The sequence below is a fragment of the Streptomyces sp. CB03234 genome, from assembly GCF_001905885.1.
Classification (GTDB): domain Bacteria; phylum Actinomycetota; class Actinomycetes; order Streptomycetales; family Streptomycetaceae; genus Streptomyces.
The window spans coordinates 575724-602420 of the sequence record NZ_LIYH01000005.1 but is presented as its reverse complement, the minus strand read 5'-3'; the positions used below and the strand labels follow the sequence as shown (position 1 = coordinate 602420).

The following is a 26697-nucleotide window of genomic DNA, read 5'->3' as shown; positions in this document are numbered from 1 at the left end:
ACCGCGGTGAGTTGATCAAGCCGTGAGCAGTTCGGACAGACGCTCGGCTGGGGTTTCCCAGCCGAGCGTCTTGCGTGGACGGCGCTTGGGGGGTGTGCCGGGACAGGTCGGTGCCCTTCGGGAAGTACTGCCGCAGCAGGCCGTTCGTGTTCTCGTTGGAGCCGCGCTGCCAGGGGCTGGCGGGATCGCAGAAGTGGACCGGGATGTCGGTGGCGACAGTGGACGAGCGGTGAGCGGCCATCTCGCAGCCCTGGTCCCAGGTCAGGGAGCGCTTCAGATGAGGCGGCAGCGTCTGGACGGTGTCTGCGAGCGCGGTGCGGACCTGGGCGGCTCCGTGCCCGGGCGGGAGGTGGACCAGCGTCAGGTAGCGGGTGCTGCGTTCGACCAGGGTGGCGATGGCGGACCGGGACATGCTGCCAACGATCAGATCGCCCTCCCAGGGGCCGGGACGGCCCGGTCGTCGGCTTCCGCGGGCCGCTCGCTGATCATGACCATCTCCCGCGGGAACCGCTGCCTGCGGCGTGCCGAGCTGCGGTGCGGCACCTTCTCCCTCAGCCGGTCGGCGATATGGATACGGTCGGCCTCGCCCAGGTACCGGGACGGGCCGCCGGTCGGTTCAGGATCGCCATCGCTTGCCCGTGCGGCGGTTGACGCCGACGATCCGGCAGGCTTCCGTGTTCCCTATTCCAAGATCCACAAGCCGAAGGTATTCCTCCCGCTCACGGACCAATTTCCTGGGCCCCTGGGGCCGCCGGTCCTCCCGGATCTCGAAGTCCATCGCACCCCTTGAGCTGGGGTGTTGCAACGACCACTAGAACGGAAGCAAGGCGGGGGCCTTTCACGTATCCGGCCGGACTCAGGCGTCCAGCACCTGCCCCGACCTCTGCACCACGGGCTTCTCCACGCTCCAAGGGAAGTTGACCCAGTCGTCGGTGCGCTTCCAGACGTACTCGCACTTCACGAGGGAGTGCGACTTCTCGTAGATGACCGCGCTGCGCACCTCGGCGACCGTGCCGAGGCAGAAGTCGTGCACCAGCTTCAGGGTCTTCCCGGTGTCGGCGACGTCGTCGGCGATCAGCACCTTCTTGTCGCTGAAATCGATCGCGTTCGGCACGGGAGCGAGCATGACCGGCATTTCCAGGGTGGTCCCCACCCCGGTGTAGAACTCCACATTGACCAGGTGGATGTTCTTGCAGTCCAGCGCGTAGGCGAGCCCACCGGCCACGAACACCCCGCCGCGGGCGATGCTCAGCACGATGTCCGGCTCGTACCCGTCGTCGGCGATGGTCTGCGCGAGCTGGCGGATCGCGGTCCCGAACTTCTCGTAGGTCAGGTTCTCCCGTACGTCACTCATGCTCACACCTGCGTCCGATGGAAGTTCTGGAAGGACCGCGAGGCGGTCGGCCCCCGCTGCCCCTGGTACCGCGACCCGTACTTCTCGGAGCCGTACGGGAACTCGGCCGGCGAGCTGAGCCGGAACATGCACAGCTGCCCGATCTTCATCCCCGGCCAGAGCTTGATCGGCAGCGTGGCGAGGTTCGACAGCTCGAGCGTCACGTGCCCGGAGAAGCCGGGGTCGATGAACCCGGCGGTGGAGTGCGTCACCAGCCCGAGCCGCCCGAGGGAACTCTTGCCCTCCAGCCTGCTCGCGAGGTCGTCCGGCAGGCTGATCACCTCGTAGGTGGACGCGAGCACGAACTCCCCCGGGTGCAGGATGAACGCCTCGTCACCCTCGGGTTCGACCAGCCGCGTCAGATCCGCCTGCTCGACGGCCGGATCGATGTGCGGGTAGCGGTGGTTCTCGAACACCCGGAAGTAGCGGTCCAGCCGCACGTCGATGCTCGAGGGCTGCACCATGGAGTCGTCGTACGGGTCGATGCGTACCCGCCCGGCGTCGATCTCGGCCCGGATGTCCTTGTCTGAGAGAAGCACTCCCCGAGGATACGCAGAGCGCGCGGGCCCGCCCCAATCGGACAGCCTCCGCGCGCTCGCCACCCCTCTCCGCTACCGCCGCTGGAGCCCCACGGGCACGGCCTGCCGCAACCGCGCACACCGCGGACACCGCAGCAACCGCCCGGGCCCGATCCGGCCGGCACCGAGCTGCTGCATCGGGAACGAAGCGGTACTGAAAACGTGCCCTTCGGCACAGCGGACGACGGTGCGCTCCATGGAGTCCATCGAGTCCCTTCCCCAACCAATGCGTGGACGAGAAAGCCACATTAGGGGATCAACAGGACACCATTCCAGGCGGCACTCCGCACCCACACGGTACGCCTCAACTCCCGCCCACCGCACCCGGATCCATCCCCCACACAGCACAAAGACCCCGCGGCGCGATACACCGGGGGCCTGCCAATGAGGTACAGTGAGCGACGGTACGGCACCGGTCCTCCGGTGCGTATTACGCGGGTGTAGTTTAATGGTAGAACATGAGCTTCCCAAGCTCAGAGCGCGGGTTCGATTCCCGTCACCCGCTCCATGACGAAGGCCCTGGTCAGAGACCAGGGCCTTGCTTGTTGTCTAGACCATTTTGGGGCGGCGTGCCATTCGCCTGCCATAAAACCGCCTCTGACCAGCGCCAACCGCGCCGAGGAAGCCCCGGGCACGCCACCTGACCCGGCGTCGTCTCATATTGCGAGATCGACTTTCGGTGACCTGCGTCACGGTCGTGCGTCGAAGGCGTCGTACGCGAACGCGAAGACGTCCTCCCCTCAGCGCCTGGCAGCGCCGCGTCCGGCTCCGGGCGAGCGCGGCACGAGAGGGTGGACGGTCGCGCCACCGCCGCCACTCTGCACCGCCTTGATCTGCTGGCGGCGCACGTCCAGATCGATGTCGGCTGCCAGCTTGCGCTGATGCTCCTTGGTGGAGTGCTGATAGATCAGCTGCGCCTTCTCGGACGACTGGCCGGCGCGGACCATGAGGTCCTTCAGCTTGGCGCCGGTGTCGGCGGCGAGCGTGTTGCCGGTGTGCCGCAGGTCGTAGAAGCGGAACTCCTTCGGCAAGCCCACCGTGTCCCGGGCCTTGCGCCACTTGCGGCCGAAGGTGGTCCCGCGCAGTGCGGCGCCCTTCTCCCCCACGAACACCAGCCCGTCCAGGCCCGGCTGAGCGAACCACTCAAGATGGCGGCGAACGTCCTCGTGCAGGAAGGAGGGCAGCACGATCTCTCGCCTGCCCGCCCGGGACTTGGGGCCGCCGATGACCCGGCGGCCGGTGTTCAGCTCAGGCGCGGCGCGGCGCACCCACACCGAGCCGACGTCCAGATCGACGTCGCTACGACGGAGCTCGGCCAGCTCCTCTGGACGCATCGAGGCGAATGCGCCGAGCAGGACCATCAGCCGCCACCGCAGACCAATCACGTCGGCGACCGCGAAGACCTGCTCGACCGTGGCGACGGGACGCTCGTCGGCGTCCTCGCGACCGGCACCGCGGATCCGGCAGGGGTTCTTGCGGATCATGTCGTCCTCGACGGCCGTCTCCATGATGGCCTTCAGCAGCCGATACGACTTGGCGACCGTGGTCGCGCCCGTGGCCCTGAGCCGCTCCGCCCGCCAGGCCCGGACCCGTGCCGGGCTGATCCTGTTCACGTAGAGGTCCCCGAACGTCGGCTCCAAGTGCAGCCGCAGGAGCCTGCGGTACAGCTCGTCCGTCGTCGGCGCGACACCTCGCTCGTCGATCCAGCGCGTCGCGTACTCGGCGAACAACACCTCACCGGCGGATGGGTCGATCCAGTCGCCCCGGGTCTGGTCGGCCTGGATCTGTGCGAGGAAGACCTCGGCGTCGCGCTTGGTCTCGTAGGTCTCCGGAGCTGCGCGGAGCACGCCGTCGGTGCCGGGGTAGCGGGCCTGGTAACGCCCGGAGGGCAGCTTGCGTATCGCCCCGAAGCTACGGCGCGGGGCGCGCGTGCGGCTGCGGGGCATCAGGCCGCCTTCCCGTAGCGGGAACGCCTGCTGGGCACAGGCTCGACGGTGCGCTCCTCTATATAGGCGGCCAGGGCACTCTCGGCAATGCGGACGTGCTTGCCGACCTTGACGTACCGGATGCGGCGCTCGGCGACGAGGCGCCGGATAAAGCGCACACCGGTGCCGAGCCGCTCGGCGGCGTCGGCCACGGACAGGAGCCGATCAGGTTGGCGGGTCACCTCCTTCGCGGCAGGGGTGGCGTGGAGGCCGACGGAAGGCATGGCGGATCGGGGCAAGGATGTTCCTCTTCTGGCGCGCGAGGGTCAGGCTCCCTGGGCAGCGCCGTGGGCGTAGTTGACGGAAGGCGAAGCGGCTCGGGCAGTGCCGGCTTACGAAGAAGTGCGCCCCTGGAGAAGGGCGAGTGGCGAGACGTGCAGGGCGTGGGCGATGGCGACGAGATCGTCCATGTCGCAGCGGCGCTGGACACGTTCGATGCGGGACACCGTGGTGTTGGACATGGGGTGGCCGAGCGCGGTGCAGCGGGCAGCGAGTTGACGCTGGGAAAGGCCGCTCTCGGTGCGAAGGATTTCGAGGTTGCGGGCGGCCTGTATCCCTGCGGGGCCGATTTCTAGCGATCGAGCTGGCATATCTCCGTTGTAGCTTCCATTCGCCGGTTTGGTGAACCGGCGATCGTCGTCTATGTTCCGTCGGCGCGCGCCGCAAGAGGAGGGTCGCTTCGCGAGTTCTGCGGCCTCGGCGTGCACCGGACAGCCACGTCACAAGCGTGCTGTGACCTGGGGTGTTGTGTTGTAGCTTCCCCATCGGCCAGAGGTCAACGGTTTGCCGATGTGATCTTCCTGGCTCGCCCCGGCGGGCAACTATTTGGTCAACCGCCGATCGCCATTTACTGTTTTGGCACCGCGACACCGACCCATTTCCCTAACTGGCTTCTGCCGTGAGAGATAGGGCTGGACTTGTGCGGTCCGGGTGTGGCTATGTTGACGACACCCCGGGAATTGCACGACATACCGTCAGCGCCCGAAGCGCGCGGGGCAGTAGAAGCCACCGCACCCACCCACATCCCCACGCCGCCTTGCCGCGACGAACGACGGTGAGCCCTGGGCACCTCCGGCCCGGCCACCAGGAGAGGACCGCCTCACTTGGCACGCATCCGCACCATCAAGCCCGAAGCCTTCGCCTCCGAGTCCCTCGCCTCGGTCAGCCTCAGCGCCGAGCGGACCTTCTTCGGCCTGCTGACCCAGGCCGACGACCACGGACGCTTCCGCGACCAGGCCGCCGTCATCGCCGGCCTGCTGTGGTCGCTACGCCCGGATCACGGCCCGCTCGGCGTCGAGGACGACCTGACCCAGCTCGCCTCGGCCAACCTGATCTGCCGGTACGAGGGCAGCGATGGCAAGCGGTACCTCCACATCGTCACCTTCGACAAGCACCAGAAGATCAACCGGCCCAGCGGCGTCCGCTACCCCGACTGCCCCCACCACCACGGCGGCCAGCCCGCCGCCTCGGCGCTGGCACCCTCGGCGCACGGAACCCTCACGTACGCCTCCGTGCGCCCTCACGGAGGCGTACGTGAGGACGCACCGCGAACACGCGAGCCCGCAGTGAATGGCGAAACCGCAGGTCAGGAGCACTTCAGTGAGCCCTCACCGCAGCCTCACGGCGAAGTACGTGAACTCGTGGTGAGAGCTCAGGGTCCGGATCTAGGACCTAGGACCCTGGATCAGGGATCTACCCCGTTGGGGGGCGCGAGCGCCCCCGCGCCCGAGGCCGTCTCGGCGAAGCACCTCGTCACCGAGTACGTCGCCGCGTGCGCCCACCGCCCGCCCAGCAGTGTGCTCGCTCGCCTCGGCCAGGAGATCGCCAAGCTCCTCGCCGACGGCATCGCCCCCAGCCACATCCGCGCCGGACTAGAACGACTCCGAGCCAAGGGCCTGCACACCAGCGTCCTGCCCAGCCTCGTCAACGAGGCCATGAACGCCACGCCTTCCGTCGCAGCAAGCCCTTCGAGGCACCGGCCCTACACCAACCCCACGGACGCCGAGGCCGCCTACGGGGGCGCCCTGTGACCGCACCCACCCGGCAGGCGCAGCGGGCCGAGCGGCTGACCCGCCGACTCGACGGGATCCTCGCGTCGCTGACGATCGATGTCGGCACCGTCCCCGAGGAGCCGCAGCAGGCCCCGGTCACCGCGTTGGAGCTCGCCGACCGCCGGATTCCGGCCCGCTACCACCGCGCCGTCGCCGATCACCCGGACGTCCTGGCCTGGGCCAGTGAGATCACCCGCCGGGGGCGCCCCGGCCCTGGCGGAACGACCGGCATCGCCAACGGCCCATCACTGCTGATCGCCGGCCCCACCGGCACAGGCAAGACGCACCAGGCGTACGGCGCCGTCCGCACCCTCCTTGCAGCCGGGGTACGCCTGCGCTGGGCGGCCACTAACACCGCCGACCTCCACGCCCAGCTCCGTCCCCGCCAGGGCCACGACCCCGAGCGCGTCTTCCAGGACCTGGCCCACAGCCCCCTGCTCATCCTCGATGACCTCGGCGCCGCCAAGCAGACCGAGTGGACCGAGGAACTGACGTACCGGCTGATCGACCGACGCTACACGTGGATGCTCCCCACACTCATCACCACCAACGTCCCCATCCCTCAGCTCCGCGAAGCCCTCGGCGACCGCGTTGCCTCCCGCCTCGCCGAGATGACCACCCGCGTCATCCTCCAAGGCCCCGACCGCCGCCGCACACCCGTGCCAGCCACAGTGGCAACCCCTCCGCCGGTTTCGGTTCCAGGACGCACCCGCTGAGCAGCAGTCCGCCCGAGGAGCGTCTGCGCGCCAGCCTCCACTGAACGCTGCGGCCAGACTCGCGGAACCCACCGAACGGGACCGTCGACCTTGGCGCCGGAGTACCTCGGGACGGGGACCGCGGACCAATCGAAACCGCACGGCCCCCTCCATGACCGGGCACCGGAGCAAGTTCGGGACCGGGGACCACACTCGGGACACGCTCCCCTCGGGGACCGGGGATCGAGCCTCGTTCGAACTGGGGACCACGCTGGGGACCGGGGACCACGGTGACGGGACCGCGCGCAGCGGGACCGGGAGCGAGGCCCGCGCGCAGGGGACCGGACCATAGGCCCGCCGTACCAGCATCACCGCAGGTCACCCGCCGATATGCCGGTCCGCCACACCGGTCCCGCAGCAAGACCCGGGGACCGAGCCACGGTCCCGTGGGGACCGTGGCTGCCTGCGCACCCCTAGACGGTCCCCGTGATCCGCAGCAGACCCCGTTCGGGGACCGTCCCCATGTCTGGGAACGAGAACCACCCGGGACCCGGGACCGCGCGCTGGGGACCGCGCACGATCGGGGACCACGGTCCGCAGGGGACCGAGACACACAAGGGGTGGGGACCAGACACGGTCCCCATCAAGCCGCTGGTCCCGGGTGAAGGCCATGGGCCAAGAACATCCCCGAGACGGCAGAGGCAGATCACGCGCCCACCATTCCCCGGGCCGCTCCCCTCGGCGCATTCGGCATCCCACCAAACACAACCACCACGGAGACACCGCGCATGCACCGCCCACACACCAACCACACGCCCGCGCAGCAGGAGGCGACCACCCCAGCCACGAGCGCAGCAAGGTATGGCGTTGGACCGTCCAAGGGCCGGTCCAACGCAGGGTCCTCCGCCCCGGGGGTGGCGGAAGACCTCGGGCACCAGGGGGTGCCCGAGCAGGAGAAGCCCACCGACGCCGCCGTGCCGCTGCCGCGTGCCGCTGACGCCGCCGCGCTGCGTCGTGCCGCCCGTCGCCGCAAGCGCAAAGACGAGCAGCGAAAGGAGCGTGTCGACGTGCGCTACAGCGTCGACGAGAAAACCGACATCCTCGCCAAGGCCCGATCTCTGAACGTCGCCGGCGCCCACTACGTCGGCGCCGTCGTCATGGCCCACGTCCACGGCGACCTCACCCTTCCCGGCCAGCGCACCCAGCTCGACGACTACATCGACGAGCTGACCGCCCTGCGCCAGCAGGTCTCCAAGATCGGCCACCTCGTCAACCAGGTCACCAAGAAGCTGAACTCCGGCGGCCATCCACACCCTGGGGACACCGCCGTCCTGGCCCAGGCCGAACGCACCCTGGGCGCGGTCGGCACGGCCGTCAACCACATCAGGGAAGCCGCCAACCAGGCCGTCTCCACCAAGGCAGCCGGGTGATCGCCAAAATCAGCAGCGGCAAGGACACCGCCGGCCTCATCCGCTACCTCTACGGCCCCGGCCGGGCCAACGAGCACACCGACCCCCACCTGGTCGCCTCCTTCGACGGCTACGCCCCCGACCCCGGCCGCGCCGACGACCCCGCCGCCACAAAGAAGCTCCTCGTGGCGGACCTCGACCTGCACGTGAAGCAGGCCCGGCGCCACGGCCGTGCGCCCGAGCGGCACGTGTGGCACTGCTCCATCCGCGCCGCCGAGACCGACCGCCACCTCAGCGACTCCGAGTGGGCCGACATCGCCCGCCGCGTTGTGGCGGCCACAGGCATCGCCCCCGACGGGGACCCGGACGCGTGCCGCTGGGTCGCGGTGCGGCACGCCGACGACCACATCCACATCGCCGCCACCAAGGTCCGAGGCGATCTCCGGCCAGCGCGCCACTGGAACGACTACCTCACTGCTGACAAGGAACTGGTCGCCATCGAGAAGGAGTACGGCCTCCAGCAGGTCGTACGCGGCGACCGGACCGCCGCCAAACGGCCAACCCGCGCCGAGAAGGAGAAAGCCCAGCGGGCCGGCCACGCGATGACCGCCCGCGAGCGCCTGCGCTTCACCGTCCGCACCGCGGTCTCGGTGGCCACCAGCCCCGAGGAGTTCCTCGGCATCCTCGCCGCCACCGACAGCGTGCTCGTCGAGATCCAGCGCTTCCCCTCCGGCGACATCCGTGGATACAAGATCGCCATCGAAGGCGACACCAACGCCGTCGGCGAACCCGTCTGGTACTCCGGCTCCAGACTCGCCCCCGACCTGTCCTTCCCCCAGATCCGCGACCGCCTCACCGCCGCCGACCAGCTCACCCAGACGCAGCAGCACCGGCCCGACCCGTGGCACCAGGCGACCGCTGCCGCCGAGCACATCCCCCACCACCTCGACCAAAGCGACGATGCAGCCGCCCAGGCCCACATCGCCGCCTTCGGCCAAGCCCTCGACGCCCTGCCCCTCCTCACCCTCAAGGAAATCCGCCCCCAACTTCGCCAGGCCGCTGCCGCCTTCGAACGCGCCACCCGCTCCCGCATCCGCGCCGAACATGAACACGCCCGCGCACTGCGCGGCGCCATACGAGCCCTGCGTACGCAGCCGGCACCGCGCGACGGAGCCATGCTGGCGATGTTCCTCGACGTGGCCATCCTCGCGGTCATCGCTGCCGGACGCTGGCACCAGCTCCGCCAACACGACCAGCAAGTCATCGCCGCCCGCCAAGCGCTCGTCCACCTGCAGGCTGCTTACGACCAAGCCGCCGCAGTCCCGCTGGCCACCCTCGACCACCGCAAACCGTCAGCGCCCACGGTCGAGCGGCTCGCCGCCCTGGTCTACGAAGCCGTACCCACACACGCCCAGCGAGTCCTCGACGACCACGCCTGGGCAGCACTCGCCACCGCCCTCTCCGACGCCGAAGCAGCCGGGCACGAACCCACCACGCTGTTGAAGCAGGCAGTCGACCAGCGGCCACTGGACGACACCCGATCACCGGCACGCGCACTCATCTGGCGCGTCAGCCGCCTCGTCCAGCTGCCTACCTCCAGCTCCCGAGCCGCCCAGGCCCGCACGGTCACGGATACGCGAACCGTCCGCCCAATCCAGACGGAGTCGCTGCCCCCGCACCAGCCGAGCGCGCCAGGGATGCAGGGACGAGGTCGCTGACGGCTGAAGATCAGGCAACAGCAGCCAAGCAGGTCCGACGAGCCATCACGACATACGCGGCGGGCTCTGACCTCCGGTAGGAGAGGTCAGAGCCCGCATCGAGAGGAGGCCCCGCCCTTTCGCGAGACCCGTCGACCACCGTAGACCTGCGGTTCCGTCGGCGGCATCACTCGATAGAAGGTGTTTCGAGCCCGGCTATCACGTTGGGTACCCAGACGTATGAAGCCGCGGGCTGTCCAGCCAAGGACAGCCCTGTCGGCTTACGTTCAAGGCACCGAGAGCGTCAACACCTGCCTCCAGCGGTCCGCTCACCGGTTTCTCCGGTAACCGTGGGGCGTACCGCTGTTGGTCGGCCGGCCCCGTCGCTGCGCACCACCGTTCATCACGGTAGGCACTGATGTCATCACTCCCAAGTGCACTAGGTTCCGTTTTGGGGAAGCGGTACCCGTCCTCGATCCCGCAGAGTCCTCGGGGGACGGGACGGACATTCCACGGCCTCCTCCGGAGGCTCGCCTCGGCCTGCTTCACTCCTATGCGATCAGGGCAATTGGTCGCTGTATCCACAGACCCAAGCGAGGGCGTCATGTGCTCCGCGGGTGTAGTCACGGTTGCCGACTGGGGTGGTGGGATCCTCAAGTTGGATGACCGCCGCGTCCACTTCGGCGGTCAGGAGCCCTAGGTCGGGGATGCCGTGCACCTCTGCGCCGGTGACTGGTGAGCGGACAGTCTGGCCCATGGCCCACTCATACGCGGCAGCCGCGCCTGCGGAGAACCGGGGTGCTGATTTCCGGCGAACTACCAGACCGTTGAGCGCGACGTCAACCTCCGCGTAGCTGCGAACACCGACACGCCGCTCATCCGAATGCATGTTCGCGGCCACGTTGGTCACCTTCCCTTCGTCAGCCGGGGCTGAGTCCGTCCTCCACTGCCTCTGCTGCCGAGTCCCGGCAGCACTGCGGCCGGCCTCGGCAGTGGCGCAAGGACAGCCCGGACCGGATCGTCAAGTTCCCGCCATCTTGAAGGCTCACCAGGGCAGGAACGCGTGAACCTCCTTCCCTCCCTCGTGAGGCACGATGCTGACCTGGCGAGAGAGCGCCTGGATGAGATGCCAACCGAGGCCGCCGGCACCGCGCGCCGGGTCACAGGGCCGGGGTGCGGGTGGGCTGGGGTTGTGGTCCCCCACTGCCACATGCACCCCGTCGAAGGCGCGTCGTATCCGCAGAGTGAAGGGGCCGGGGGCGTACTGGATGGCGTTGGCCGCCAGTTCGGTCACCACGAGCAGGATGTCGCCCCAGCTCTCCGAGTCGGTCGGCGGGTCCTGGTGCGCCAGGCTGCCGAGAAATAGCCCTGCCGCCCGACGCATGTCGGTAAGGTCGCCGATCTCGCCTTAGAAGCGGACCGCGAAAGCATCGACGGCCTCGGGTCGCACGCTGCTTGCGTCGTCGCTGAGGGGCCCGGCAACCATCGCGCCCTCCTACCTTCCGTCGTAAAGTGTCCGTTTCATGATGGATTGCGTCTTCCCGTTCTCCGGCCAACTACTCGCACAATCCAGAGAGGCAGCGGGTTGCTGTCCGAGTTCATCGGTCGGACGCCTATCTGCCTGCCATTTCTTTCGTTGTGCAGCGCAAGCAAGAACCGCACCTATCACAGTTTCTTCCGTAAAGAAGCAGAATCACCTGAATGGGGCAGGCTGCGACGACCGACACCGGGCAGGTAAAGATCATGACTGACCTTGCCCAGCTGCTGCAAAGTGCGATGCGACGCACGCACCTGAACGCGCAGGCCCTCGCCGACCGTACAGGGATTCGCACCCCGCGGATCCGTGTCTTCGCTGAAGATGGCGCCAGTGGCCCCGTACAGCCCACTCAACTGGAACTGGCCGAACTCGCGGAGGCTCTGGCATTGCCCCAGTCCGATGTCCGGCAAGCCGCTCGTACGGAGGCTGTATTGTCCGGCTGACCGCGACACCGGGAAGTCATCCCTGCTGTCAGACGACCTATCGCTCGAGTGGGCGGCGGCATGCGGGGCGACCGTGCCGTTGATGAACCAGCGGAACTGGGTCACCTTCTCCTGACCACCGCCCATTCGTATGTCCAGCGCGGCCCGATCGGCGTCGACCTGGTAGCCGTCCATACTGGTCCAGATCAACGGCGGCCAGCCCTTGAACGCCGCCTCGTCCTTCAGGGCCGGGCCCCGGATCCGGTCTGGCTGGGCGACAGGCCGCTGGCGCGGACCAACTGAGGGAACTCAAGCCAGGCGGGGCTGACCTCGAGCGACACTAAGCGGACGGTGACCGCATACCGCCCGGCGGCATCTATCCGCCGCCGCGAGGCGCGGGGCACCTCTACTCGCCCTTCAGCAGACTGGCCAGCTCGTCGTCCATGTCGAACCACTGCGCCACATTCTGCACGTCGAGCAGACCTCCCGGCGCCGACGCCCCTGCCGCCGCTGGGCCAACACCGCCAGTGGGGGATTCGGTCGCGGCCCAAGACCCCCTTCGCCTTCGGTTCCGCAAGTCCTTCCCGGGCAGGAGGGTGCCAGACCCAGTTCGTGACAGGCGCATGGCGAGCGCCTTTTGGGGTAGCGGCTTGTCGCAACTGGCTTGATCACTAGGCTGGGTTCCGTGATGGCGATGGTGGAACGTCTGGTGCCGGACGGGTTATGGGAGTTGTTCCAGCGGGTGGTGCCGGCTGCTCCGGTGCGGCCGCAGGGCGGTGGTCGGCAGAGGTATGGCGACCGGCAGGTACTGGCGGCGATCTTGTTCGTGGCCACGTCGGGTTGCACGTGGCGGCAGGTGCCGCCGGGCTTCGGCCCGTCCGGGCCGACCGCGCACCGCCGCTTCACGGAGTGGAGTCGGGCCCGCGTATGGGGCAAACTCCACCGCCTGGTCCTGGATGAGCTCGGCGCCCGAGGCGAGCTGGACTGGTCGCGGTGCGCCATCGACTCGGTGAACATGCGCGCGATGAAAGGGGGGACCTGACGGGTCCGAATCCCGTAGATCGCGGCAAGAAAGGATCAAAGATCCACTTGATCACTGAGCGGACTGGTCTGCCCCTCTCGATCGGCATCTCCGCTGCGAACACCCATGACAGCCAGGGTCTGGAGCCACTGGTGCGGGGTATCCCGCCGATCCGCTCCCGGCGCGGGCCCCGCCGGAGGCGGCCCGCCAAACTCCATGGCGACAAGGGCTACGACTACGACCATCTGCGGAAATGGCTCCGAACCCGGCACATCGTGCCTCGCATCGCCCGCAGAGGCGTCGAGTCCTCCGCCCGACTCGGTCGGCACCGCTGGACCGTCGAGCGCACGGTGAGCTGGCTGGGCGGCTGTCGGCGCCTGCATCGCCGCTACGAGCGCAAGGCCGAGCACTTTCTCGCCTTCACCGGCATCGCTGCGGCTCTGATCTGCTATCGCCGACTCCCCACCTGACGGCGTCAGAGCCAGGTCCCGTCAAGGATGATGGTCCCTGTGAATGGAGAGATTGAGCGCGAAGCCCTCGTAGCCCGTCTGTGGCAGGAACACTTGGACGCGCCGTTCCCCGCCAGGCTGCGCGGCGCGGAACTGGAGGGCATCGACATGGTGATGCTTGACGCGGACATCGCCGGATGCGTATCGACCTGGCGCGACAACGGCGGCTCCCTCGACGCATGGCGCTACCAGGTCCTGCGCGACTGCATTTCCGAACTCGACAAGATCCTGCCCCACCTCATGGAAGCGGAAGATCTCCGGTACTACGAGCGCCTACACCAACTGGCGACACTCACTTCGCAGACTGCCCCACGCCTCAACAAATGACACGACGTCTAAGGAGAGGGCCGGTGAATCAGGGAGGGGTCTTGGCAGTGCTGACGACGGCGACGAAGACGAGTTCGGATCGCAGCCAAGTGGACACGCCACTGGTGGAGGACCCAGGAGGGCTCGCCCCGCAGGACGCTCGTACGCTGTCGAAGCACTTCTTCGATCAGCTCGCCTCGCTGGAGAGGGGACACCGGAGCATCAGTACGCGCGCAACACGCTGATCGAGATGAACATGTCCCTGGTCCGCTACGCGGCCAGACGGTTCCGTCATCGCGGCGACGACATGGAGGACGTCGTCCAGGTCGGCATGATCGGACTGATCAAGGCCATCGACCGGTTCGAGCTGTCCCGCGAAACCCAGTTTGTCACCTTCGCCGTCCCCTACATCGTCGGTGAGATCAAGCGGTTCTTCCGCGACACCTCGTGGGCCGTACACGTGCCGCGCCGTCTGCAGGAGGCACGCCTCGAACTCGCCAAGGCCACCGACGAACTGAGCACCCGACTCGGCCGTGCACCCACGACCAGCGAGCTGGCCGCCTTGATGAACCTCACCGAGGACGAGGTCATCGAAGCCCGTCTGGCCGCGAACGGATACAACTCCACCTCCCTCGACGCCGCCAGCAACGGCGACCACGAAGACAGTGAAGCCGCGCTGGCCAACTTCATCGGAGCCGAGGACCCGGCCATGGAGCTCGTGGAAGATTTCCACAGCCTCGCCCCGCTCGTCGCCCGACTCGGCCACCGCGACAAGAGGATCCTGCACCTGCGCTTCGTCGAGGAACTCACTCAGTCGCAGATCGGCGAGCGCCTGGGCATCTCAGATGCATGTCTCACGCCTGCTTTCCCAGACCCTGGCTCGACTGCGCAAGGGCATGCTCACTCACGCCTGACCGCGCCATGCTTCGCGTCAGGCGCCTGCTCACCATCGCGTCGCAGGAGCGCGTCTTGGGTACGACCGCCTCTCCGCCGGAGCGATCCCGCTCCGGATGCGGAACCGAGCATTTGTAGCGCCTTCGGCTGAACGAAGGTCGACAACGACCGGGCCGACGAAGGTGTAGCCGTGTTCGGCGGCGTGACGGCGTACCTGGTTCGCGAGGAGTGACTCCACCGGCACGGCGTGGGACGAGAGCTGCCGATGGATGTCCGGACGCAGTTCAATGACGAACTTGTTCGGGGCCACGACTCGCTGCCGGCCAAGGATCAGGCTGTTGTCGTCGCATTGCCGCAGGAGTATGGCGAGCACCTCGCCCTGCTGCTGTCTGGCGGGAAGCAGGAAGCCCCACAGGGCTGTTGTCCATCGCTCCACCACGTGTTCGGCGGTTCTGAGAAATCCCATCGTGTGCGCCTGCCCGACAGCCTGGCCGACAGGCTCGCCCACGAGGGTGCACTTGGCGCCGGTGCGGAGGTGGTGTTCTCGATGGCGGTCGAGTCCGTTTGGCCCTAGAGGGGCGCTAGCATCAGTGCGCCGCTGATGTCCGATCGAGAAGGCGATGCCTGCGATGGCCGATGACGCTCACCTCTTCTTGCTTCCTGACCGGCATCCGCTGCTGGGGGCCGCCTTGGCCGCTGTCGGTCCGCTGGAGTGCGCGGAGACACCAGCCGTACGCGGGTGGCTGCAAGCCCACGCCGTCTCGGCCGCTTCCGAGCAGGTCCGGATCCTTCCCGCCGGGTCGGAGGTACTCATCCCCGAGGACGCCGAGCACCTGCCCGTGCCACTGAGCGAGGACGAAGCACTGCGGGTCCAGCAGGAGTGCGCACCCCAGTCCGTCACGGACGTGGAGGCCGAGCTCCTTGATTTCCGCGAGACGACCCAGGACTGGGAAGCCCTCGTCCACCGCGCGCTGACCGCAGGCATCCCGGCACCCCGGATCGCCCAGCTGACCGGTTTGCCCCCGCAAGAGATCGGGCGCCTGACGCAAGCATGACTTCATCGGTGCCGCCTGGCGCCACGATGCCTGTTCGTGCCCTCCGCTCCACAGACGCACATGAATTCGGGCGGTTCACGCCGGATCCGTACGGCCGAACAGTCCGGCATGCCCCGGCGGAAGCTGCGTCAGAATACGGCGCAACAGGACGTCGTCCGCCACCTCCGCGAGGGTGGCAAGCACCGCGGTGACAGCGCGGCGAGCCGCCGCCGCGTCCATCTCGTCGCGTGCCGCCACAGCGTCGATGAAGCCCGAAGGCGTCAGTGGTTCGCTGGCCGGCGCTCCGTCGGTGAGCAACGGAGCGCACTGACGCGGCAGCAGACGTGCGAGATCCGTACGGTCATCTCCCACAAGGTGCGCTCCCAGGACATCGAGCACGCTTTGCACCGCGCGGACCGCCTCTTGCCGGCCGGCGTAACCGCCGCGTACCTGGACCTGGTCAAGCAGTGCTTCGACGGTTCTGTCCACGACTGGCTCCCATCGTTCCCCTGGTCAGGGAGTTCGCCCTGGCGCACACCCTGACCGAACGTGAGAGGTCGCCTACCCCCAGTCATGCCATTAATTCGGCCCATTGGGCGGGGTGCCGGGACACCCCGTTGAGAGCCCCGCGCCGGGCGTACTCACGGAGCGGATGAGTGCTGCGACGCGCCCACCCGCAAGAGTGACACGCTACGCGTTCGAGTGATTGCGCTGGGTAATCAAGTAGGTGGTCAGCCCGGCACCCGCACCCCCGTGGCGGCCGGGCGAAACGAGAGGATGAAGCAGTGGCAGAGATCACCAAAGTCAACGTCCAGTTGATCACCGCGACCGAGAGCGAAGCCAACGTCGGCGGATGGGTGTACGTCAGCATCGCCGGCCGGGAATTCAGCCTGGACGCGGACCACAACGACTTCGAACCCGGTGACAACTTCACCTACACGTTCGGGGAGGGCTCCAACGTCCTGTACGCCGACCGCAACGACCCGCGCTTCCCAGCCCTGGACACCGACGATCTGGATCGCTACCCCGTCTACCTGCGGTACGAGCCGCCTGGCAGCGAGCCGAACGAGAGCTGGTGCCTGGAGCGGGTCATCGTCACGGTCAACCCGGGAGGCGAGTTCACCGCGCGGTACGACAACCTGCGCCTGGCCGGCAGCGCCGCCAACCAGAAGATCTGGCTCGGCCAGCGCTACGGCAAGGCCGTGAACCTCCGCCGGGTCTAAAGCCTTCCAGAAGCGGCCCCGGACGCGGACGACGCACGTCCCGTTCGGGGCCTGCGCTCTTCGCTCTCGATACATCTGGTCGCTCTCGATACACCTGGCTGAGCACACCGCTGGTCAAAGTCCATGGACGTCAGGGATTGGATCCACGTTGTCGACCCAGAGGCCGTTTTCGTCCAGGCAGAGATCGAACTCGACCCGTTGCCCCTCCCTCAGCCCCCATGCGCAATCGACGGCATTGCGCTCCACAGTCACTGGGGAGCCGCCACTATCAGGCTGGATGACGCCGACGCCTTTTCGTGGATCGAATGACCGTACGAAGCCATGGGGCATGTGTCACCTGCGCTGAGGCGCAGGACGAACAGTGAGAGAAGTGCGGATATGAACCATGGTCATCCTCCCGGCCTCACACGGGCCCGAAGAAGCGGGACGGGTCCGTAACATGCGCGACGACCGCCTACCCATCATCAAGGTGGACGGGTGGCGAAGCGTGGCGATACTACGGCTACCAGGCACTATGAAGATACGGTGAACGTTCATTCTGTGGACACGACTTCGCTCATGAGGGCACCTCCACAACGCCAGTGGCCACGGGCCGGCTCATACGCTGCCCCGGTCGCTGCATCACCGCTCGACCGACGCAAGAGAGCTGCCGAACCAGGGTGGGCAGCATCCCGGCCATTCAGCAGGAAAGCGAGAGAGAGGAAGCGTGAGCGGAAGGTCGGAGTGCGCCCCGGCGGCTCCGTCCAGCTGCCGCCGTCCCCCGTTCCATGACCGAACCACCGGGTAGCCGCCGATGCGCAGGTCGGAACGGCGTCCTTGCGCGACATCTGTTTCACGTTGCGCAGTTCCTGGTTGAATCCGAAAGTAGCGACCCCGCCACCCGACCATATTTGAACTTTGCATATTGTCCTATTTTTCTCTCCAGCTCTTGTCATGCCATCCGGTTATGCACATAGCTATGTGCTGCGCCCGCTTCCGCTCCGGGTTCCCGATGAGCCCTGGGCAAGGCCGGCAGTGCATCGGAGCCCCCGTGCGCCGCCGGCCAGGAAAGCGGTCGTGAAACCTGCACCTGAGGAGAGGTCATGAAGAAGGCTTACGAGGCGCCGACGCTGGTCCGGCTGGGGACGTTCCGCAAGAAGACCGGGCTCCTGCAGAGCTCCGGCAACGACCGGCTCATCCTCAGCAAGAACTGACGACCGACGGTTCCTGACCTGACGTCATGACTGAACTGCACGCAAGTGCGGGGACGGGCCCCGGCGACGCGCACTTCGCGGTCTTCACCGACCGCGAGGACGCGGCCGCCGTGGCCCGCTCCTTCGCCCTCCCCGGAACGCGAACCCTTCGACACGCCTCCGGCCGGCCGTGGCTGGTGGGGCACTGGGACGACCAGGAGCTCGTCACCGCGCACACCGGTCGCGCGGCCCTCGCCATTATCGGCTGCTGCCCGATCGATGCCGCCGGACTGAAGCGCCACGCAGAACGCCTGCGCGATCTGGCGGAACTGGACGCGCTGGCCCGGTCCCTGCCCGGGAGCTTCCACCTCGTCGCCACCCTCGACGGCCGGCTCAGGGTGCAGGGCACAGCGTCCGGGCTGCGGCTGGTCTTCCACGCCGCCGTGGACGGCGTACAGGTGGCCGCCACCCGCGCCGACGTACTCGCCGACGCGCTCGGCACCGCTCCCGACGAGCAGCAGCTGGCGGTACGGCTGCTGTGGCCGGTGCCCTATCCGCTGTTCGAGGCGCCGCTGTGGCGCGAGGTCACCGCCGTGCCCCCGCATGACGCGCTGGTCATCGGGGCGGACGGGCACAGCGCACGTCACTCGCGGTGGTGGACACCGCCGGAGCCGGTCCGCACGCTCGCCGACGGCGCCCCGCTGGTCCGTGAGGCCCTCACCGAGGCCGTCGGCGCCCGCACCCGCCAGGGCGGTGTGGTCAGCTGTGACCTGTCCGGAGGGCTGGACTCCACCTCCATCTGCTTCCTGGCCGACCGCTCGCCCGCCCGGGTGGTGGCCAGTACCTGGCCGGGGCGCGATCCGGCCGACACCGATCTGTACTGGGCCGGGCAAGCGGCGAAGCACCTGCCGCACGTCGAGCATGTGGTGTGGGACGCCGATGCCTCGCCGCTGGTCTACGACGATCTGCTCTCCATCGACGACCTGCTGGACGAACCCACCATCGGCGTCATGGACCGTTCGCGGGTGCTGCACCACCTGCCGGGCATGGCGGAGCGGGGCAGCCGGCTGCACCTGACGGGCATCGGGGGCGACCATGTGGCGTGGTGCTCCGAGGCGTACTACCACAGGCTGCTGCGTACGCGTCCGCTGTTCGCGATGCGGCAGTTGCGCGGCTTCCGGGCACTGTGGCAGTGGCCGCTGGGCAGCACCGTCCGTGCGCTGGCCGACTCACGGCCGTACGGGAAGTGGCTCGCCGATCGCAGCGGCCGGCTGCGCGATCCCGTCCCCGCCACGGTCACCACCAGCCTCGGCTGGGGCATGCCTCCCCGCCTCTTCGACTGGGTGACGCCCGACGCGGAACGGCTGGCACAGCGGGCGCTGCGGGAGGCGGCCGCGACCGTCACGCCGCTGCACCCGGACCGTGGCCTGCACACCGACCTGGAGCAGATCCGCTCCTGCACCCGCATCATCCGCCAGTGGGACCGGATGGCGGCCCGTGCCGGCGTACCGATGGCCTCGCCGTTCCTCGACGACCGCGTCATCGAGGCGTCCCTCGCCGTCCGGCCGAGCGAGCGCGTGTCGCCCTGGCAGTACAAGCCCCTTCTCACCGCCGCCATGCGCGGCATCGTGCCCGACGGCTGCCTGCGGCGCACCACCAAGGCCGCCGCTTCCATGGACGCCGCCGACGGACTGCGTCGCCACCGTGGCGACCTGCTGACGCTGTGGGAGGACTCGCGGCTGGAGCAGCTCGGGCTGGTCGACGGGAACGCGCTGCGCCGCCTCGCCCAGCGGCCCTCCACCCCGGCCCTGCGCGACGCCATCCTCTACTCGACCATCGCCGCCGAAGTCTGGCTGCGCGGCTTGTCTGCCGCCCGTACACGCTAGGCCCTTCACCGGAGAAAGGCAGTCACCCACCATGGCATTGCGGTTCGGCCCCGATGTCTCCGCCGCGGAGACCGACTACGGCACCGTCCTGCTGGATCAGCGCAGCGGAAACTACTGGGAGCTCAACCCCACCGGCACCCTGGTGGTGAAGACCCTCCTGGAAGGCGGCGACGAAGCGGCGGCCGTCGACGCGCTCGTCACAGAGTTCGACATCGACCGGGCCCGGGCGGAGCCGGACGTCACGGCTCTCGTGCAGGAACTGCGGACGTCGGGGCTGGCCTCATGACGACCCCGAGCGCGCTGGAGCGGCCCACCGGCGTTCCCCTCACCCGGCGTCTGGCCGCCCGCCTCGTACTGCTTCCTGCCGTCGTCCTGTCGCTGTTGCCCCCGCGCCGGATCCGCGCCGTCCTCGGCGCCGTACGCCGCGGAGCCGCGCCCGCCACCGCCGCGCAGGCGCAGAGCGCCCGGGACGCGATGTGCGCGGTCAGTCTCCTCTGCGCCGGGCCGAAGGGCTGTCTGCCCCGTTCGCTGGGCGCGGCCTTGCTGTGCCGGCTGACGGGCAGCTGGCCCACGTGGTGCACAGGGGCGAGCGTGGTGCCCCCCTTCAACGCGCACGCCTGGATCGAGGCGGAGGGCCGGCCCATCGGCGAAGGCGTGCCCGACGACTACTTCAGGCGTTTGCTCGCGGTGGGGCCCGTGACCGCGAACCGGCCGAGCCGCCCATGACGGCCGCCCCGGCACAGGTGCCGGACCGCTCGACACGGGCCGCGGTGGCCACCATGTACCGGTTGACCACCGGGCACCGGGCCTCCGTCGTCGTGGCGACCGTGCTCACCCTCGTGGGCTCCGCGCTGGGGTTGGCGCAGCCGCTCGTCGCCAAGCAGATCGTGGACGTGAGCGGCGACGGACGGGTGTTCTGGCCCCTGCTGCTCCTCCTGGCCGTTCTGTTCGTGACCGAAGCGGCCACGGGGGCCGTCGGCCGCTTCGTCCTGGAACGCATGGGTGAAGGGGTCGTACGGCAACTCCGCCACGGGCTGGTGGGACGGCTGCTCAGGCTGGAGATGAGGGAGTACGACCGGCACCGCAGCGGCGATCTGATCTCCCGCGTGACCGCCGACACCACCCTGCTGAGGGAGGTGGTGTCCCAGGCCCTCGTCGACCTGGTGACCGGGGCGCTGGTCGCGGCCGGTGCGGTCGCCCTGATGCTGTGGATCGACCCGCTGCTGCTTCTCCTGGTCGCCCTGACCGTGGCGGCCGCGGCCGCGGTGGTGGCGTCGCTGCTGAAAGGCATCCGGGCCGCCTCCGAGCAGATGCAGAACTCCGTCGGCGCGATCGCCGCCGACCTCGAACGCGCGCTGGGCGCACTGCCGATGGTGCGAGTACACCGCGCCGAGGACCGTGAGGCGCGGCGCATCGGCGAGCGCATCGAGTCGGCACACGATGCTGGCGTACGGACCGCGAAACTCGCGTCGGTGATGAGCCCGGCGGTCGAACTCGCCGTCCAGGGTTCCTTCCTGCTCGTCCTGGTCATCGGCGGCCTGCGTGTCACCGGCCACGCCACTTCCCTCGGCGACCTCGTGGCCTTCCTCCTCTATGCCTCCTACCTCGTTCTGCCCCTGTCGTCGGTCTTCCGCGCGGTCGGCCTGATCCAGCGCGGCATGGGCGCATACCAGCGCATCGAGCACGCCCTCGCCCTCCCCGTAGAGCCCTCGCAGGCCCAGATGCCGGCGGTACGGGCGCGTACCCGTGAACCGGCTCGGCAGGCCGCCGCGTACGAGGAGCCCGCCCTCGCCCTGCGGGACCTCACCTTCGGCTACGACCCGGACCGGCCGGTCCTGCGCGGCGTCACCCTCACCGTCCCGCACCGGCGCCAGACGGCCCTGGTGGGCCGGTCGGGAGCCGGCAAGAGCACGATCTTCGCCCTGGTCGCCAGGTTCTACGAACCGGACTCCGGAGCCCTCCTCTTCGACGGACGGCCCGCCGGCGAACTGACCCGTGCCGAGTGCCGCGAACGCATCGCCATCGTCGACCAGAACACCCATGTCGTCCACGGCACCCTGCGCGACAACATCACCTACGCCGTACCGGACGCCCCGGAGGCCGAAGTACGGCGCGTCGTCGAACTCGCCCAGCTCGACGATGTCGTACGCCGACTGCCCGGCGGCCTGTCCGGTCTGCTCGGCGAGCGCGGCAGCACCCTCTCGGGAGGTGAGCGCCAGCGCATCGCCCTGGCCCGCGCCCTGCTGGGCCGCCCCGAACTCCTGCTGCTCGACGAGCCCACGTCCCACCTCGACGCCATCAACGAAACCGCGCTCACCAAGGTGATGAAGGACATCGCGGGGGAATGCGCCCTGCTGGTGATCGCGCACCGCCTCTCCACCGTCCAGCACGCCGACCAGATCGTCGTACTGGAAAACGGCCGAACCACCGCCTGCGGCCGCCACGAGGAACTGCTCACCTGCAGCCCCACCTACCGCGAACTGGCGGCCGGGCAGATGCTCCGCCCGGCCACCCCACACCCCTCCCCTATGACGACCGCTCGGTCACACCCGCACAACCAGCTATAAGCCGGAGCGGACACAACGGTGATCGCGGACGGACTGCGAAGGCACCCCATACGAGGTGTCGCCGCCGAGTCCGATGCCGCCGGGCCGCGCTCCGCCGAGGGCATTACCCGGAAGCGGCACATGAGCGGCCTCGACCTGACCACCCTCGTGAACCGGGGACCTTGACCGCTCTCGTCCGGCAGCCAACCCGCACAGCGACTCGTGGGCGCCGGCTGAATTGTGGCTCTGGCTCCCATTCCAGGTCTGCGGAGCGTGAACGCGGATCCCAGGCTCGTACACCGATGTGACCGGCCCCACGATCGTGGTCAGCAAAGAGGTCACAGCCCGCTGGGGACCGCCTTACAGTGCCAGTAGGCATGGACAGTTGGCCCATGCCCTGATCGCAGCCGGGCGGTGAAGGGCCGGAGGACATATGCGTCTGACGTTGGCAGTCCACGAGGGCAGCAACAGGCAGGAGGCAGACGCGCTGCGCGTCTGGCTCACGCAGGAGCAGATGCTGCGTGGCCAGGTGCGGATACCCGTAGACAGCGTTCCCCTGCCTGGGGCCATGGGCCAGCCGCTCGAACTGGTCAGCGTCCTCCTGTCGAACACCATAGCCCTGGGCAATCTGCTGGTGGCGGTAGCAGCCTGGCGGCAGTCGCGACCCCGGCAGCCTTCCGTACGCATCGAGGTCAATGGCCGCTCGTTCATACTCGATACGAGCAATCCCGGCGAATTGGAAGCACTTGCCCGCGCGCTGCGCGAGGCCGACGGGTCCGCTACGGACGGCTGAAGGTGAGCCAGGAATCCGCCGGTAGCGTCTCGTACCCGAAAAGGTCACGAGCAGTGCTCTTCGGATGCCATGCCTACCGCCACCTGGACGGCATCCCCGCTGTGCAGAACAACCTGGCGGCCTTGCATGAAATGCTGCTCGACCCCAAGTGGGGCAAGCCCGGCATGGACGTCACTTCATTGAGCCCGTGGGCCGGCGCCGACGAAATCCTTGAAACGGTGGCAACCGCAGGCGAGCAGGCGCAAGACACGCTCATCGTCTACTTCGCAGGCCATGGCCTGATCCATCCGAAAAACGGGGAGCTCTATCTTGCACTGCACAATTCGCGCCTGCAGCGCTGGGGCGTAGCCGCTGGCCTCCCGATCAGCGACCTCAGACACGCCATCCTCGACCACGAGAACACTGCCGACAACAAAGTACTGCTCCTCGATTGCTGCTTCAGCGGGCGCGCTATGGCAGGTGGCATGGGCCCCGCTGGTCCGGAGAACAAGGCCGACCTCGCGGCGATCGAGGGAACCTGCGTCACCACGTCCTCGTCCAGCACGTCCCTCTCCTTCGCCGTGCCAGGAGACCGGTACACCGGGTTTTCCGGCGCGTTGATCGAGGTGCTGGAGTCCGGCGCGCCGGGTGAAGGCCCGATGCTTACCATGGAGGCCGTCTACCGGCAGGTCGATGCCCGATTACGGGCCAGAGGACTGCCTCGCCCCCAGCAGCGCAACAGCAATCTGGCCGGCCACATCCCGATCGCCCGCAACCGCGCTTGGATCCCGTCCGCCGGAGAACAAGCGCCTCCACCCGGGCCGGCGCCGCGGACCGTCCCGGCCCGGCGCAGCCGCGTCCAGAGCTTGCGCATCCACTGGCGTCGGTACCGGAACAGATACGCCGCAGCCCTTTTCGCCATCGTCATCATGACCATAGCCGTAGCGTCTTCCGTTCTTCCTGCTGGTACTCCTGATCGCGGCACACCTGCGCCTTTCCCGCCCAAGCGACAAGACGCTGGATTACTCCAAAGCGCTTCCAACAAGGGAAAGGACTGCGTCCGACATATCGGTGACCCGCCGCTAGGGAGCGCGCCCATCGGGGCATGCGACGCGGCACAGGTGGACTGGTCGATGTGGACCTTCCCCAACGACCATGTGCGGTTTATCAGCCAGCGCATACCCGGGGTGTGTCTAGGGGCAGACATTCACGCGCCCGCCAAGCCCGTCGGCACCTGGGGCTGCGACGACCCCGCCTCCGCCTGGGTACTGCAGCCACAGACAGACGGGTCCTTCCATCTGGTGAACGAGCAAGCTCTCGACAATGGCTTGAAGAAGAGGTGCGCTGCTCGCCATGACACTGCCATTTATCTCGACGAATGCAGAGATGACACCAACCATGCATGGCTCGTCCCACAAAGTCACTGATCGAATGCCGGGTCCTGCGGACGATGCGGATGGCGCCCTTCACCTCCGGGCCGGTCGTGGCCACAACAACGCGGCCCGGATCGCAACTCGTGATCGCGGGAGTGGTCCCCCTCCGTGGGTCTGGCGCGGAATGTGAGCCAGAGCCCGTATTCGACCGGCCGAGACGACTCGCTGCCTACATTCCGGGCATACGTCTGACCCAGGAACTGTCAGACAGCGCCCGGAGGAAGCGATGGTGCAGCCACCCGAGGCACAACACCCCGACCCCTCCGGCAGGAGGCATATCCGCACAGCCGGACAGGCACGAGATGTCACGCGAGGCTTCCTGTCCTCCGTGGGCCCTTCCGACAACGCCGAAGCGGAAGCCGTGGTTTTGGCTGTGTCCGAGCTGGTGACCAACGCGGAACGGCATGCAGGCGGCGTCACAGGATTCCGGCTGGACGCCGCACCCGGCAGCGTCACCGTGACCGTCTCCGATGCCAGCACAACCCCGCCACGCTTCCGGCGCACCGACGCCTTCGAACCCGGCGGGTTCGGCTGGCCCCTCGTCCAGGAGCTGGCTACAAAGGTGAGCGTCACCATCCACCCACACGGCAAATCAGTCCGAGCCGTGCTTCCGCTGGCGCACTGACCACAGGAGGCGGGACCAGTGTGGACATCACAGCCCGCTGTTTTGGCCGCGTCGGCTTGCCATTGCTCCGCAACCCCGCACCTGCACGCCTCCGCGTGTCCTGTCATGGGCTGCGCTGGAAGCCTGTCTCGGGTCCGCCACGACCGGTGAGCCGTCACACAGCAGCGGTGCAGAAGCGGTAGCGTCCGCCCGGCTGGGGTCGGTGATCAACCTTGTCGGGTGCCGGCCCCAGTGCGTTGCAGACGCTGGTGGTTCAGCATCTCGCGTCTGCCGCACAAGGGCCGCCACGTGGGCGGGTGACGGATGGGCTCGGGGCGCTGGTGGTCATCTCGAGGGCGGCTTTTGGGACCCCGTGTTAGTCAGTCTGGTGGAGGCTGATGGCCTCGCGCCACGGGGGCACGCAGGTTCTCATGCCCCACCAGGCACGGACAGACCCCAAGCGGCGTAGTAGGCGTGCAAGGCGGCTTCGCTGCCCGAAGCCCATGGCCGTCATGATCCGCTGGAAGCGGGCGGAGCGAAGGTCGCCGGCGACGATGACCCGGGGTGCTGTTCCGACGGGAGGCAGTAGCCGGTCGCATTGCGGATGACGCCGCCGGCAGGGGCGGCAGAAGCGTTGTCGATGCTGAGGAAGACGCCGTCCGGCCGTGATGGTCTGCCGTTCGCCGCCCCGGCCCAGCACTTCGGCCGTCGTCGCCGTGCCTTCCGCCGCATGCAGGGTCAGGTGCTCCATCGAGAGGAGGGTGACGCGGGGGTCGTTGTAGATCTCCTCGACCTTGTAGTCGTCGCTTTCCGGGTACACCACGAGCAGACGGGTGTCGGTGGCCTCGTGGGCGCGTAGGAAGGTGCCGATCGGGCGGTCGCCGCCGAGGATGAGGAGGGTGCGGCCTTCGGCGTCGTCCTGTTCTGCCTGCCACAACGGGGGGAGAGTAAGACCGGAGGGGGCAGTGATCCAGGGAACGTCCCCTGGCTGTAGAGCCCCGACACCCGTGGCGACGATCACGTACTGAGCGGTCAGGTGGGTGCCGGCGTCGAGCGTGACGGTGACGTGGTCATCGTAGGCGCGGAGTTCCGTAGCGCGGCGGCCGAGTTCGAGGCGTCTCCCGCGCCGGCGCCGCCAGGCTGCCGTACAAGATCGCCTGGAAACTGCACCTCCCCCTCGACGGCGCGGTCCGCTTCAGCGAACCCCGCGCCATGCGCGCCGACGTCTTCGCCTACGGCATCGTCCCCGGACAGCGGATCGTCCTGGTGGACGACGAGATCACCACCGGCAGGACACTGGCCGACCTCACCCGTCGGCTCCGAGAGGCCGGCACCGTCCCGCTAGCGGCTGCCTGCCTCGTGGAGGACACCACGCGCGGTGGCCGCGCGCTGCTCGCCGACCTCGGAGTCCCGCTGGTCTCCCTCACCACCATCGAGGGACAGACATGAGCACACTCGCCTCGGCGGGGAACCGTTTCCATCCCGGCACGCAGATCCACCCCGCCGGAGCCATACACACCACACCACTTG

Annotated in this window: 27 protein-coding genes, 1 tRNA gene and 3 pseudogenes; 19 read left to right on the top strand and 12 right to left on the bottom strand. The window is 68.4% G+C overall.

The features are described from left to right. Window positions 1–15 precede the first annotated feature (15 nt). The 3 genes and pseudogenes from AMK26_RS37400 to dcd all read right to left on the bottom strand — a co-directional run. A pseudogene (locus tag AMK26_RS37400) lies at window positions 16–546 on the bottom strand (IS30 family transposase); the annotation flags it as partial. A gap of 310 nt (window positions 547–856) precedes the next feature. Next, complete coding sequence (locus tag AMK26_RS24155) at window positions 857–1354, bottom strand: phosphoribosyltransferase (RefSeq protein ID WP_073756796.1); 498 nt, start codon at window positions 1352–1354, stop codon at window positions 857–859. Between the two features lie 2 nt (window positions 1355–1356). Next, window positions 1357–1932: a dCTP deaminase gene (dcd, locus tag AMK26_RS24150; protein WP_073756795.1), complete on the bottom strand. Its 576-nt coding sequence runs from the start codon at window positions 1930–1932 to the stop codon at window positions 1357–1359. 473 nt (window positions 1933–2405) lie between these two features. Between dcd and AMK26_RS24145 the strand changes: the two genes are divergently transcribed. Beyond that, window positions 2406–2479 (top strand) — tRNA-Gly (locus tag AMK26_RS24145). Between the two features lie 232 nt (window positions 2480–2711). On the opposite strand, the gene AMK26_RS24140 is transcribed toward AMK26_RS24145, so the two are convergent. From AMK26_RS24140 to AMK26_RS24130, 3 genes are all read right to left on the bottom strand, one after another. Continuing rightward, window positions 2712–3917, bottom strand: coding sequence for a tyrosine-type recombinase/integrase (locus tag AMK26_RS24140; RefSeq protein ID WP_079277782.1), 1206 nt, complete (start codon window positions 3915–3917; stop codon window positions 2712–2714). Beyond that, on the bottom strand, window positions 3917–4138 hold the full coding sequence (locus AMK26_RS24135; RefSeq protein ID WP_443333188.1) for a helix-turn-helix domain-containing protein: 222 nt from the start codon (window positions 4136–4138) through the stop codon (window positions 3917–3919). The genes AMK26_RS24140 and AMK26_RS24135 overlap by 1 nt, the downstream gene beginning before the upstream one ends. Window positions 4139–4288: 150 nt before the next feature. Then, the gene (locus AMK26_RS24130) at window positions 4289–4546 is read right to left on the bottom strand and encodes a helix-turn-helix domain-containing protein (RefSeq protein WP_073756793.1); all 258 of its coding nucleotides are present in this window, start codon (window positions 4544–4546) and stop codon (window positions 4289–4291) included. 513 nt (window positions 4547–5059) lie between these two features. On the opposite strand from AMK26_RS24130, the gene AMK26_RS24125 reads away from it, so the two are divergent. From AMK26_RS24125 to AMK26_RS24105, 4 genes are all read left to right on the top strand, one after another. Next, window positions 5060–5986, top strand: coding sequence for a hypothetical protein (locus tag AMK26_RS24125; RefSeq protein ID WP_073756792.1), 927 nt, complete (start codon window positions 5060–5062; stop codon window positions 5984–5986). Beyond that, a complete protein-coding gene (locus AMK26_RS24120) occupies window positions 5983–6723 on the top strand; it encodes an ATP-binding protein (protein WP_073756791.1) in 741 nt (246 codons plus the stop codon). Before AMK26_RS24125 ends, AMK26_RS24120 begins: the two co-directional genes overlap by 4 nt. Before the next feature lie 893 nt (window positions 6724–7616). Further along, window positions 7617–8132, top strand: coding sequence for a mobilization protein (locus tag AMK26_RS24110; protein ID WP_079277781.1), 516 nt, complete (start codon window positions 7617–7619; stop codon window positions 8130–8132). Continuing rightward, entirely contained in the window at window positions 8129–9829 is a 1701-nt protein-coding gene (locus AMK26_RS24105; protein WP_073756788.1) for a relaxase/mobilization nuclease domain-containing protein, read from the top strand. Before AMK26_RS24110 ends, AMK26_RS24105 begins: the two co-directional genes overlap by 4 nt. A gap of 538 nt (window positions 9830–10367) precedes the next feature. Here the strand turns inward: AMK26_RS24105 and AMK26_RS36775 are convergent. The 3 genes from AMK26_RS36775 to AMK26_RS37085 all read right to left on the bottom strand — a co-directional run bounded on the left by AMK26_RS36775 (window position 10368) and on the right by AMK26_RS37085 (window position 11977). Beyond that, window positions 10368–10709 (bottom strand): hypothetical protein, encoded by a 342-nt coding sequence (locus AMK26_RS36775; protein ID WP_143608617.1) that lies wholly within the window; start codon window positions 10707–10709, stop codon window positions 10368–10370. Window positions 10710–10853: 144 nt separating this feature from the next. After that, complete coding sequence (locus AMK26_RS24095; RefSeq protein WP_073756787.1) at window positions 10854–11192, bottom strand: ATP-binding protein; 339 nt, start codon at window positions 11190–11192, stop codon at window positions 10854–10856. Between the two features lie 281 nt (window positions 11193–11473). Continuing rightward, entirely contained in the window at window positions 11474–11977 is a 504-nt protein-coding gene (locus tag AMK26_RS37085; RefSeq protein WP_158071145.1) for a hypothetical protein, read from the bottom strand. Window positions 11978–12461: 484 nt separating this feature from the next. Here AMK26_RS37085 and AMK26_RS36380 point away from each other — a divergent pair. From AMK26_RS36380 to AMK26_RS24070, 3 genes and pseudogenes are all read left to right on the top strand, one after another. Further along, window positions 12462–13258, top strand: a protein-coding gene (locus AMK26_RS36380) for an IS5 family transposase (protein ID WP_198944158.1) whose coding sequence is annotated in 2 segments (ribosomal slippage) — window positions 12462–12795 and window positions 12795–13258 — 798 coding nt in all. Because the reading frame shifts where the segments join, the coding sequence is not laid out codon by codon here. 30 nt (window positions 13259–13288) lie between these two features. Beyond that, entirely contained in the window at window positions 13289–13624 is a 336-nt protein-coding gene (locus tag AMK26_RS24075) for a hypothetical protein (protein ID WP_073757093.1), read from the top strand. Then, a pseudogene (locus AMK26_RS24070) lies at window positions 13621–14517 on the top strand (RNA polymerase sigma factor SigF). The gene AMK26_RS24075 and the pseudogene AMK26_RS24070 overlap by 4 nt, the downstream one beginning before the upstream one ends. 29 nt (window positions 14518–14546) lie before the next feature. Here the strand turns inward: AMK26_RS24070 and AMK26_RS38735 are convergent. After that, window positions 14547–14963 (bottom strand): FhaA domain-containing protein, encoded by a 417-nt coding sequence (locus AMK26_RS38735; protein ID WP_073757092.1) that lies wholly within the window; start codon window positions 14961–14963, stop codon window positions 14547–14549. A gap of 163 nt (window positions 14964–15126) precedes the next feature. Here AMK26_RS38735 and AMK26_RS24060 point away from each other — a divergent pair, with 163 nt between their 5' ends. After that, the gene (locus AMK26_RS24060) at window positions 15127–15552 is read left to right on the top strand and encodes a DUF6003 family protein (RefSeq protein ID WP_073757091.1); all 426 of its coding nucleotides are present in this window, start codon (window positions 15127–15129) and stop codon (window positions 15550–15552) included. Window positions 15553–15627: 75 nt separating this feature from the next. Here the strand turns inward: AMK26_RS24060 and AMK26_RS24055 are convergent, their stop codons facing one another. Then, window positions 15628–16020 carry a DUF2267 domain-containing protein gene (locus tag AMK26_RS24055; protein WP_073756785.1) on the bottom strand — a complete coding sequence of 131 codons (393 nt, stop codon included), beginning with the start codon at window positions 16018–16020 and terminating at the stop codon, window positions 15628–15630. A gap of 296 nt (window positions 16021–16316) precedes the next feature. On the opposite strand from AMK26_RS24055, the gene AMK26_RS24050 reads away from it, so the two are divergent. The 9 genes from AMK26_RS24050 to AMK26_RS24010 all read left to right on the top strand — a co-directional run bounded on the left by AMK26_RS24050 (window position 16317) and on the right by AMK26_RS24010 (window position 25188). Beyond that, window positions 16317–16754, top strand: coding sequence for a hypothetical protein (locus AMK26_RS24050; protein WP_073756784.1), 438 nt, complete (start codon window positions 16317–16319; stop codon window positions 16752–16754). Between the two features lie 1082 nt (window positions 16755–17836). After that, entirely contained in the window at window positions 17837–17947 is a 111-nt protein-coding gene (locus tag AMK26_RS36370; protein ID WP_107050258.1) for a keywimysin-related RiPP, read from the top strand. A 26-nt stretch (window positions 17948–17973) separates the two neighbouring features. Next, window positions 17974–19812, top strand: coding sequence for a lasso peptide isopeptide bond-forming cyclase (locus AMK26_RS24040; protein WP_073756782.1), 1839 nt, complete (start codon window positions 17974–17976; stop codon window positions 19810–19812). Between the two features lie 31 nt (window positions 19813–19843). After that, window positions 19844–20098, top strand: a complete 255-nt coding sequence (locus tag AMK26_RS24035) for a lasso peptide biosynthesis PqqD family chaperone (RefSeq protein ID WP_073756781.1) — start codon at window positions 19844–19846, stop codon at window positions 20096–20098. Continuing rightward, window positions 20095–20538 carry a lasso peptide biosynthesis B2 protein gene (locus tag AMK26_RS24030; protein WP_073756780.1) on the top strand — a complete coding sequence of 148 codons (444 nt, stop codon included), beginning with the start codon at window positions 20095–20097 and terminating at the stop codon, window positions 20536–20538. Before AMK26_RS24035 ends, AMK26_RS24030 begins: the two co-directional genes overlap by 4 nt. Further along, complete coding sequence (locus AMK26_RS24025; protein WP_073756779.1) at window positions 20535–22379, top strand: ABC transporter ATP-binding protein; 1845 nt, start codon at window positions 20535–20537, stop codon at window positions 22377–22379. The genes AMK26_RS24030 and AMK26_RS24025 overlap by 4 nt, the downstream gene beginning before the upstream one ends. A 412-nt stretch (window positions 22380–22791) precedes the next feature. Then, window positions 22792–23151: an effector-associated constant component EACC1 gene (locus AMK26_RS37080; RefSeq protein ID WP_073756778.1), complete on the top strand. Its 360-nt coding sequence runs from the start codon at window positions 22792–22794 to the stop codon at window positions 23149–23151. 2 nt (window positions 23152–23153) lie between these two features. Beyond that, window positions 23154–24557 carry a caspase, EACC1-associated type gene (locus tag AMK26_RS36365; protein ID WP_338015593.1) on the top strand — a complete coding sequence of 468 codons (1404 nt, stop codon included), beginning with the start codon at window positions 23154–23156 and terminating at the stop codon, window positions 24555–24557. Window positions 24558–24789: 232 nt separating this feature from the next. Beyond that, window positions 24790–25188: an ATP-binding protein gene (locus AMK26_RS24010; RefSeq protein ID WP_073756776.1), complete on the top strand. Its 399-nt coding sequence runs from the start codon at window positions 24790–24792 to the stop codon at window positions 25186–25188. A 408-nt stretch (window positions 25189–25596) separates the two neighbouring features. Here the strand turns inward: AMK26_RS24010 and AMK26_RS24005 are convergent. Then, window positions 25597–26284 (bottom strand): annotated as a pseudogene (locus AMK26_RS24005) (pyridine nucleotide-disulfide oxidoreductase); the annotation flags it as partial. A 95-nt stretch (window positions 26285–26379) separates the two neighbouring features. Between AMK26_RS24005 and AMK26_RS35830 the strand changes: the two are divergent. Then, complete coding sequence (locus tag AMK26_RS35830; protein ID WP_073756775.1) at window positions 26380–26616, top strand: phosphoribosyltransferase family protein; 237 nt, start codon at window positions 26380–26382, stop codon at window positions 26614–26616. Window positions 26617–26697: the final 81 nt, after the last annotated feature.

What these genes read in the sequence shown, in the direction of transcription:
- AMK26_RS24155 (WP_073756796.1), bottom strand. Translation starts at nt 1,354, where the DNA reads ATGAGTGACGTACGGGAGAACCTGACCTACGAGAAGTTCGGGACCGCG.
- AMK26_RS24025 (WP_073756779.1), top strand. Translation starts at nt 20,535, where the DNA reads ATGACGGCCGCCCCGGCACAGGTGCCGGACCGCTCGACACGGGCCGCG.
- AMK26_RS35830 (WP_073756775.1), top strand. Translation starts at nt 26,380, where the DNA reads ATGCGCGCCGACGTCTTCGCCTACGGCATCGTCCCCGGACAGCGGATC.
- AMK26_RS38735 (WP_073757092.1), bottom strand. Translation starts at nt 14,963, where the DNA reads ATGGGATTTCTCAGAACCGCCGAACACGTGGTGGAGCGATGGACAACA.
- AMK26_RS24030 (WP_073756780.1), top strand. Translation starts at nt 20,095, where the DNA reads ATGACGACCCCGAGCGCGCTGGAGCGGCCCACCGGCGTTCCCCTCACC.
- AMK26_RS24130 (WP_073756793.1), bottom strand. Translation starts at nt 4,546, where the DNA reads ATGCCAGCTCGATCGCTAGAAATCGGCCCCGCAGGGATACAGGCCGCC.
- AMK26_RS24095 (WP_073756787.1), bottom strand. Translation starts at nt 11,192, where the DNA reads ATGCGTCGGGCGGCAGGGCTATTTCTCGGCAGCCTGGCGCACCAGGAC.
- AMK26_RS37080 (WP_073756778.1), top strand. Translation starts at nt 22,792, where the DNA reads ATGCGTCTGACGTTGGCAGTCCACGAGGGCAGCAACAGGCAGGAGGCA.
- AMK26_RS24035 (WP_073756781.1), top strand. Translation starts at nt 19,844, where the DNA reads ATGGCATTGCGGTTCGGCCCCGATGTCTCCGCCGCGGAGACCGACTAC.
- AMK26_RS24010 (WP_073756776.1), top strand. Translation starts at nt 24,790, where the DNA reads ATGGTGCAGCCACCCGAGGCACAACACCCCGACCCCTCCGGCAGGAGG.
- AMK26_RS36370 (WP_107050258.1), top strand. Translation starts at nt 17,837, where the DNA reads ATGAAGAAGGCTTACGAGGCGCCGACGCTGGTCCGGCTGGGGACGTTC.
- AMK26_RS24140 (WP_079277782.1), bottom strand. Translation starts at nt 3,917, where the DNA reads ATGCCCCGCAGCCGCACGCGCGCCCCGCGCCGTAGCTTCGGGGCGATA.
- AMK26_RS24060 (WP_073757091.1), top strand. Translation starts at nt 15,127, where the DNA reads ATGGCCGATGACGCTCACCTCTTCTTGCTTCCTGACCGGCATCCGCTG.
- AMK26_RS24075 (WP_073757093.1), top strand. Translation starts at nt 13,289, where the DNA reads ATGGTCCCTGTGAATGGAGAGATTGAGCGCGAAGCCCTCGTAGCCCGT.
- AMK26_RS24040 (WP_073756782.1), top strand. Translation starts at nt 17,974, where the DNA reads ATGACTGAACTGCACGCAAGTGCGGGGACGGGCCCCGGCGACGCGCAC.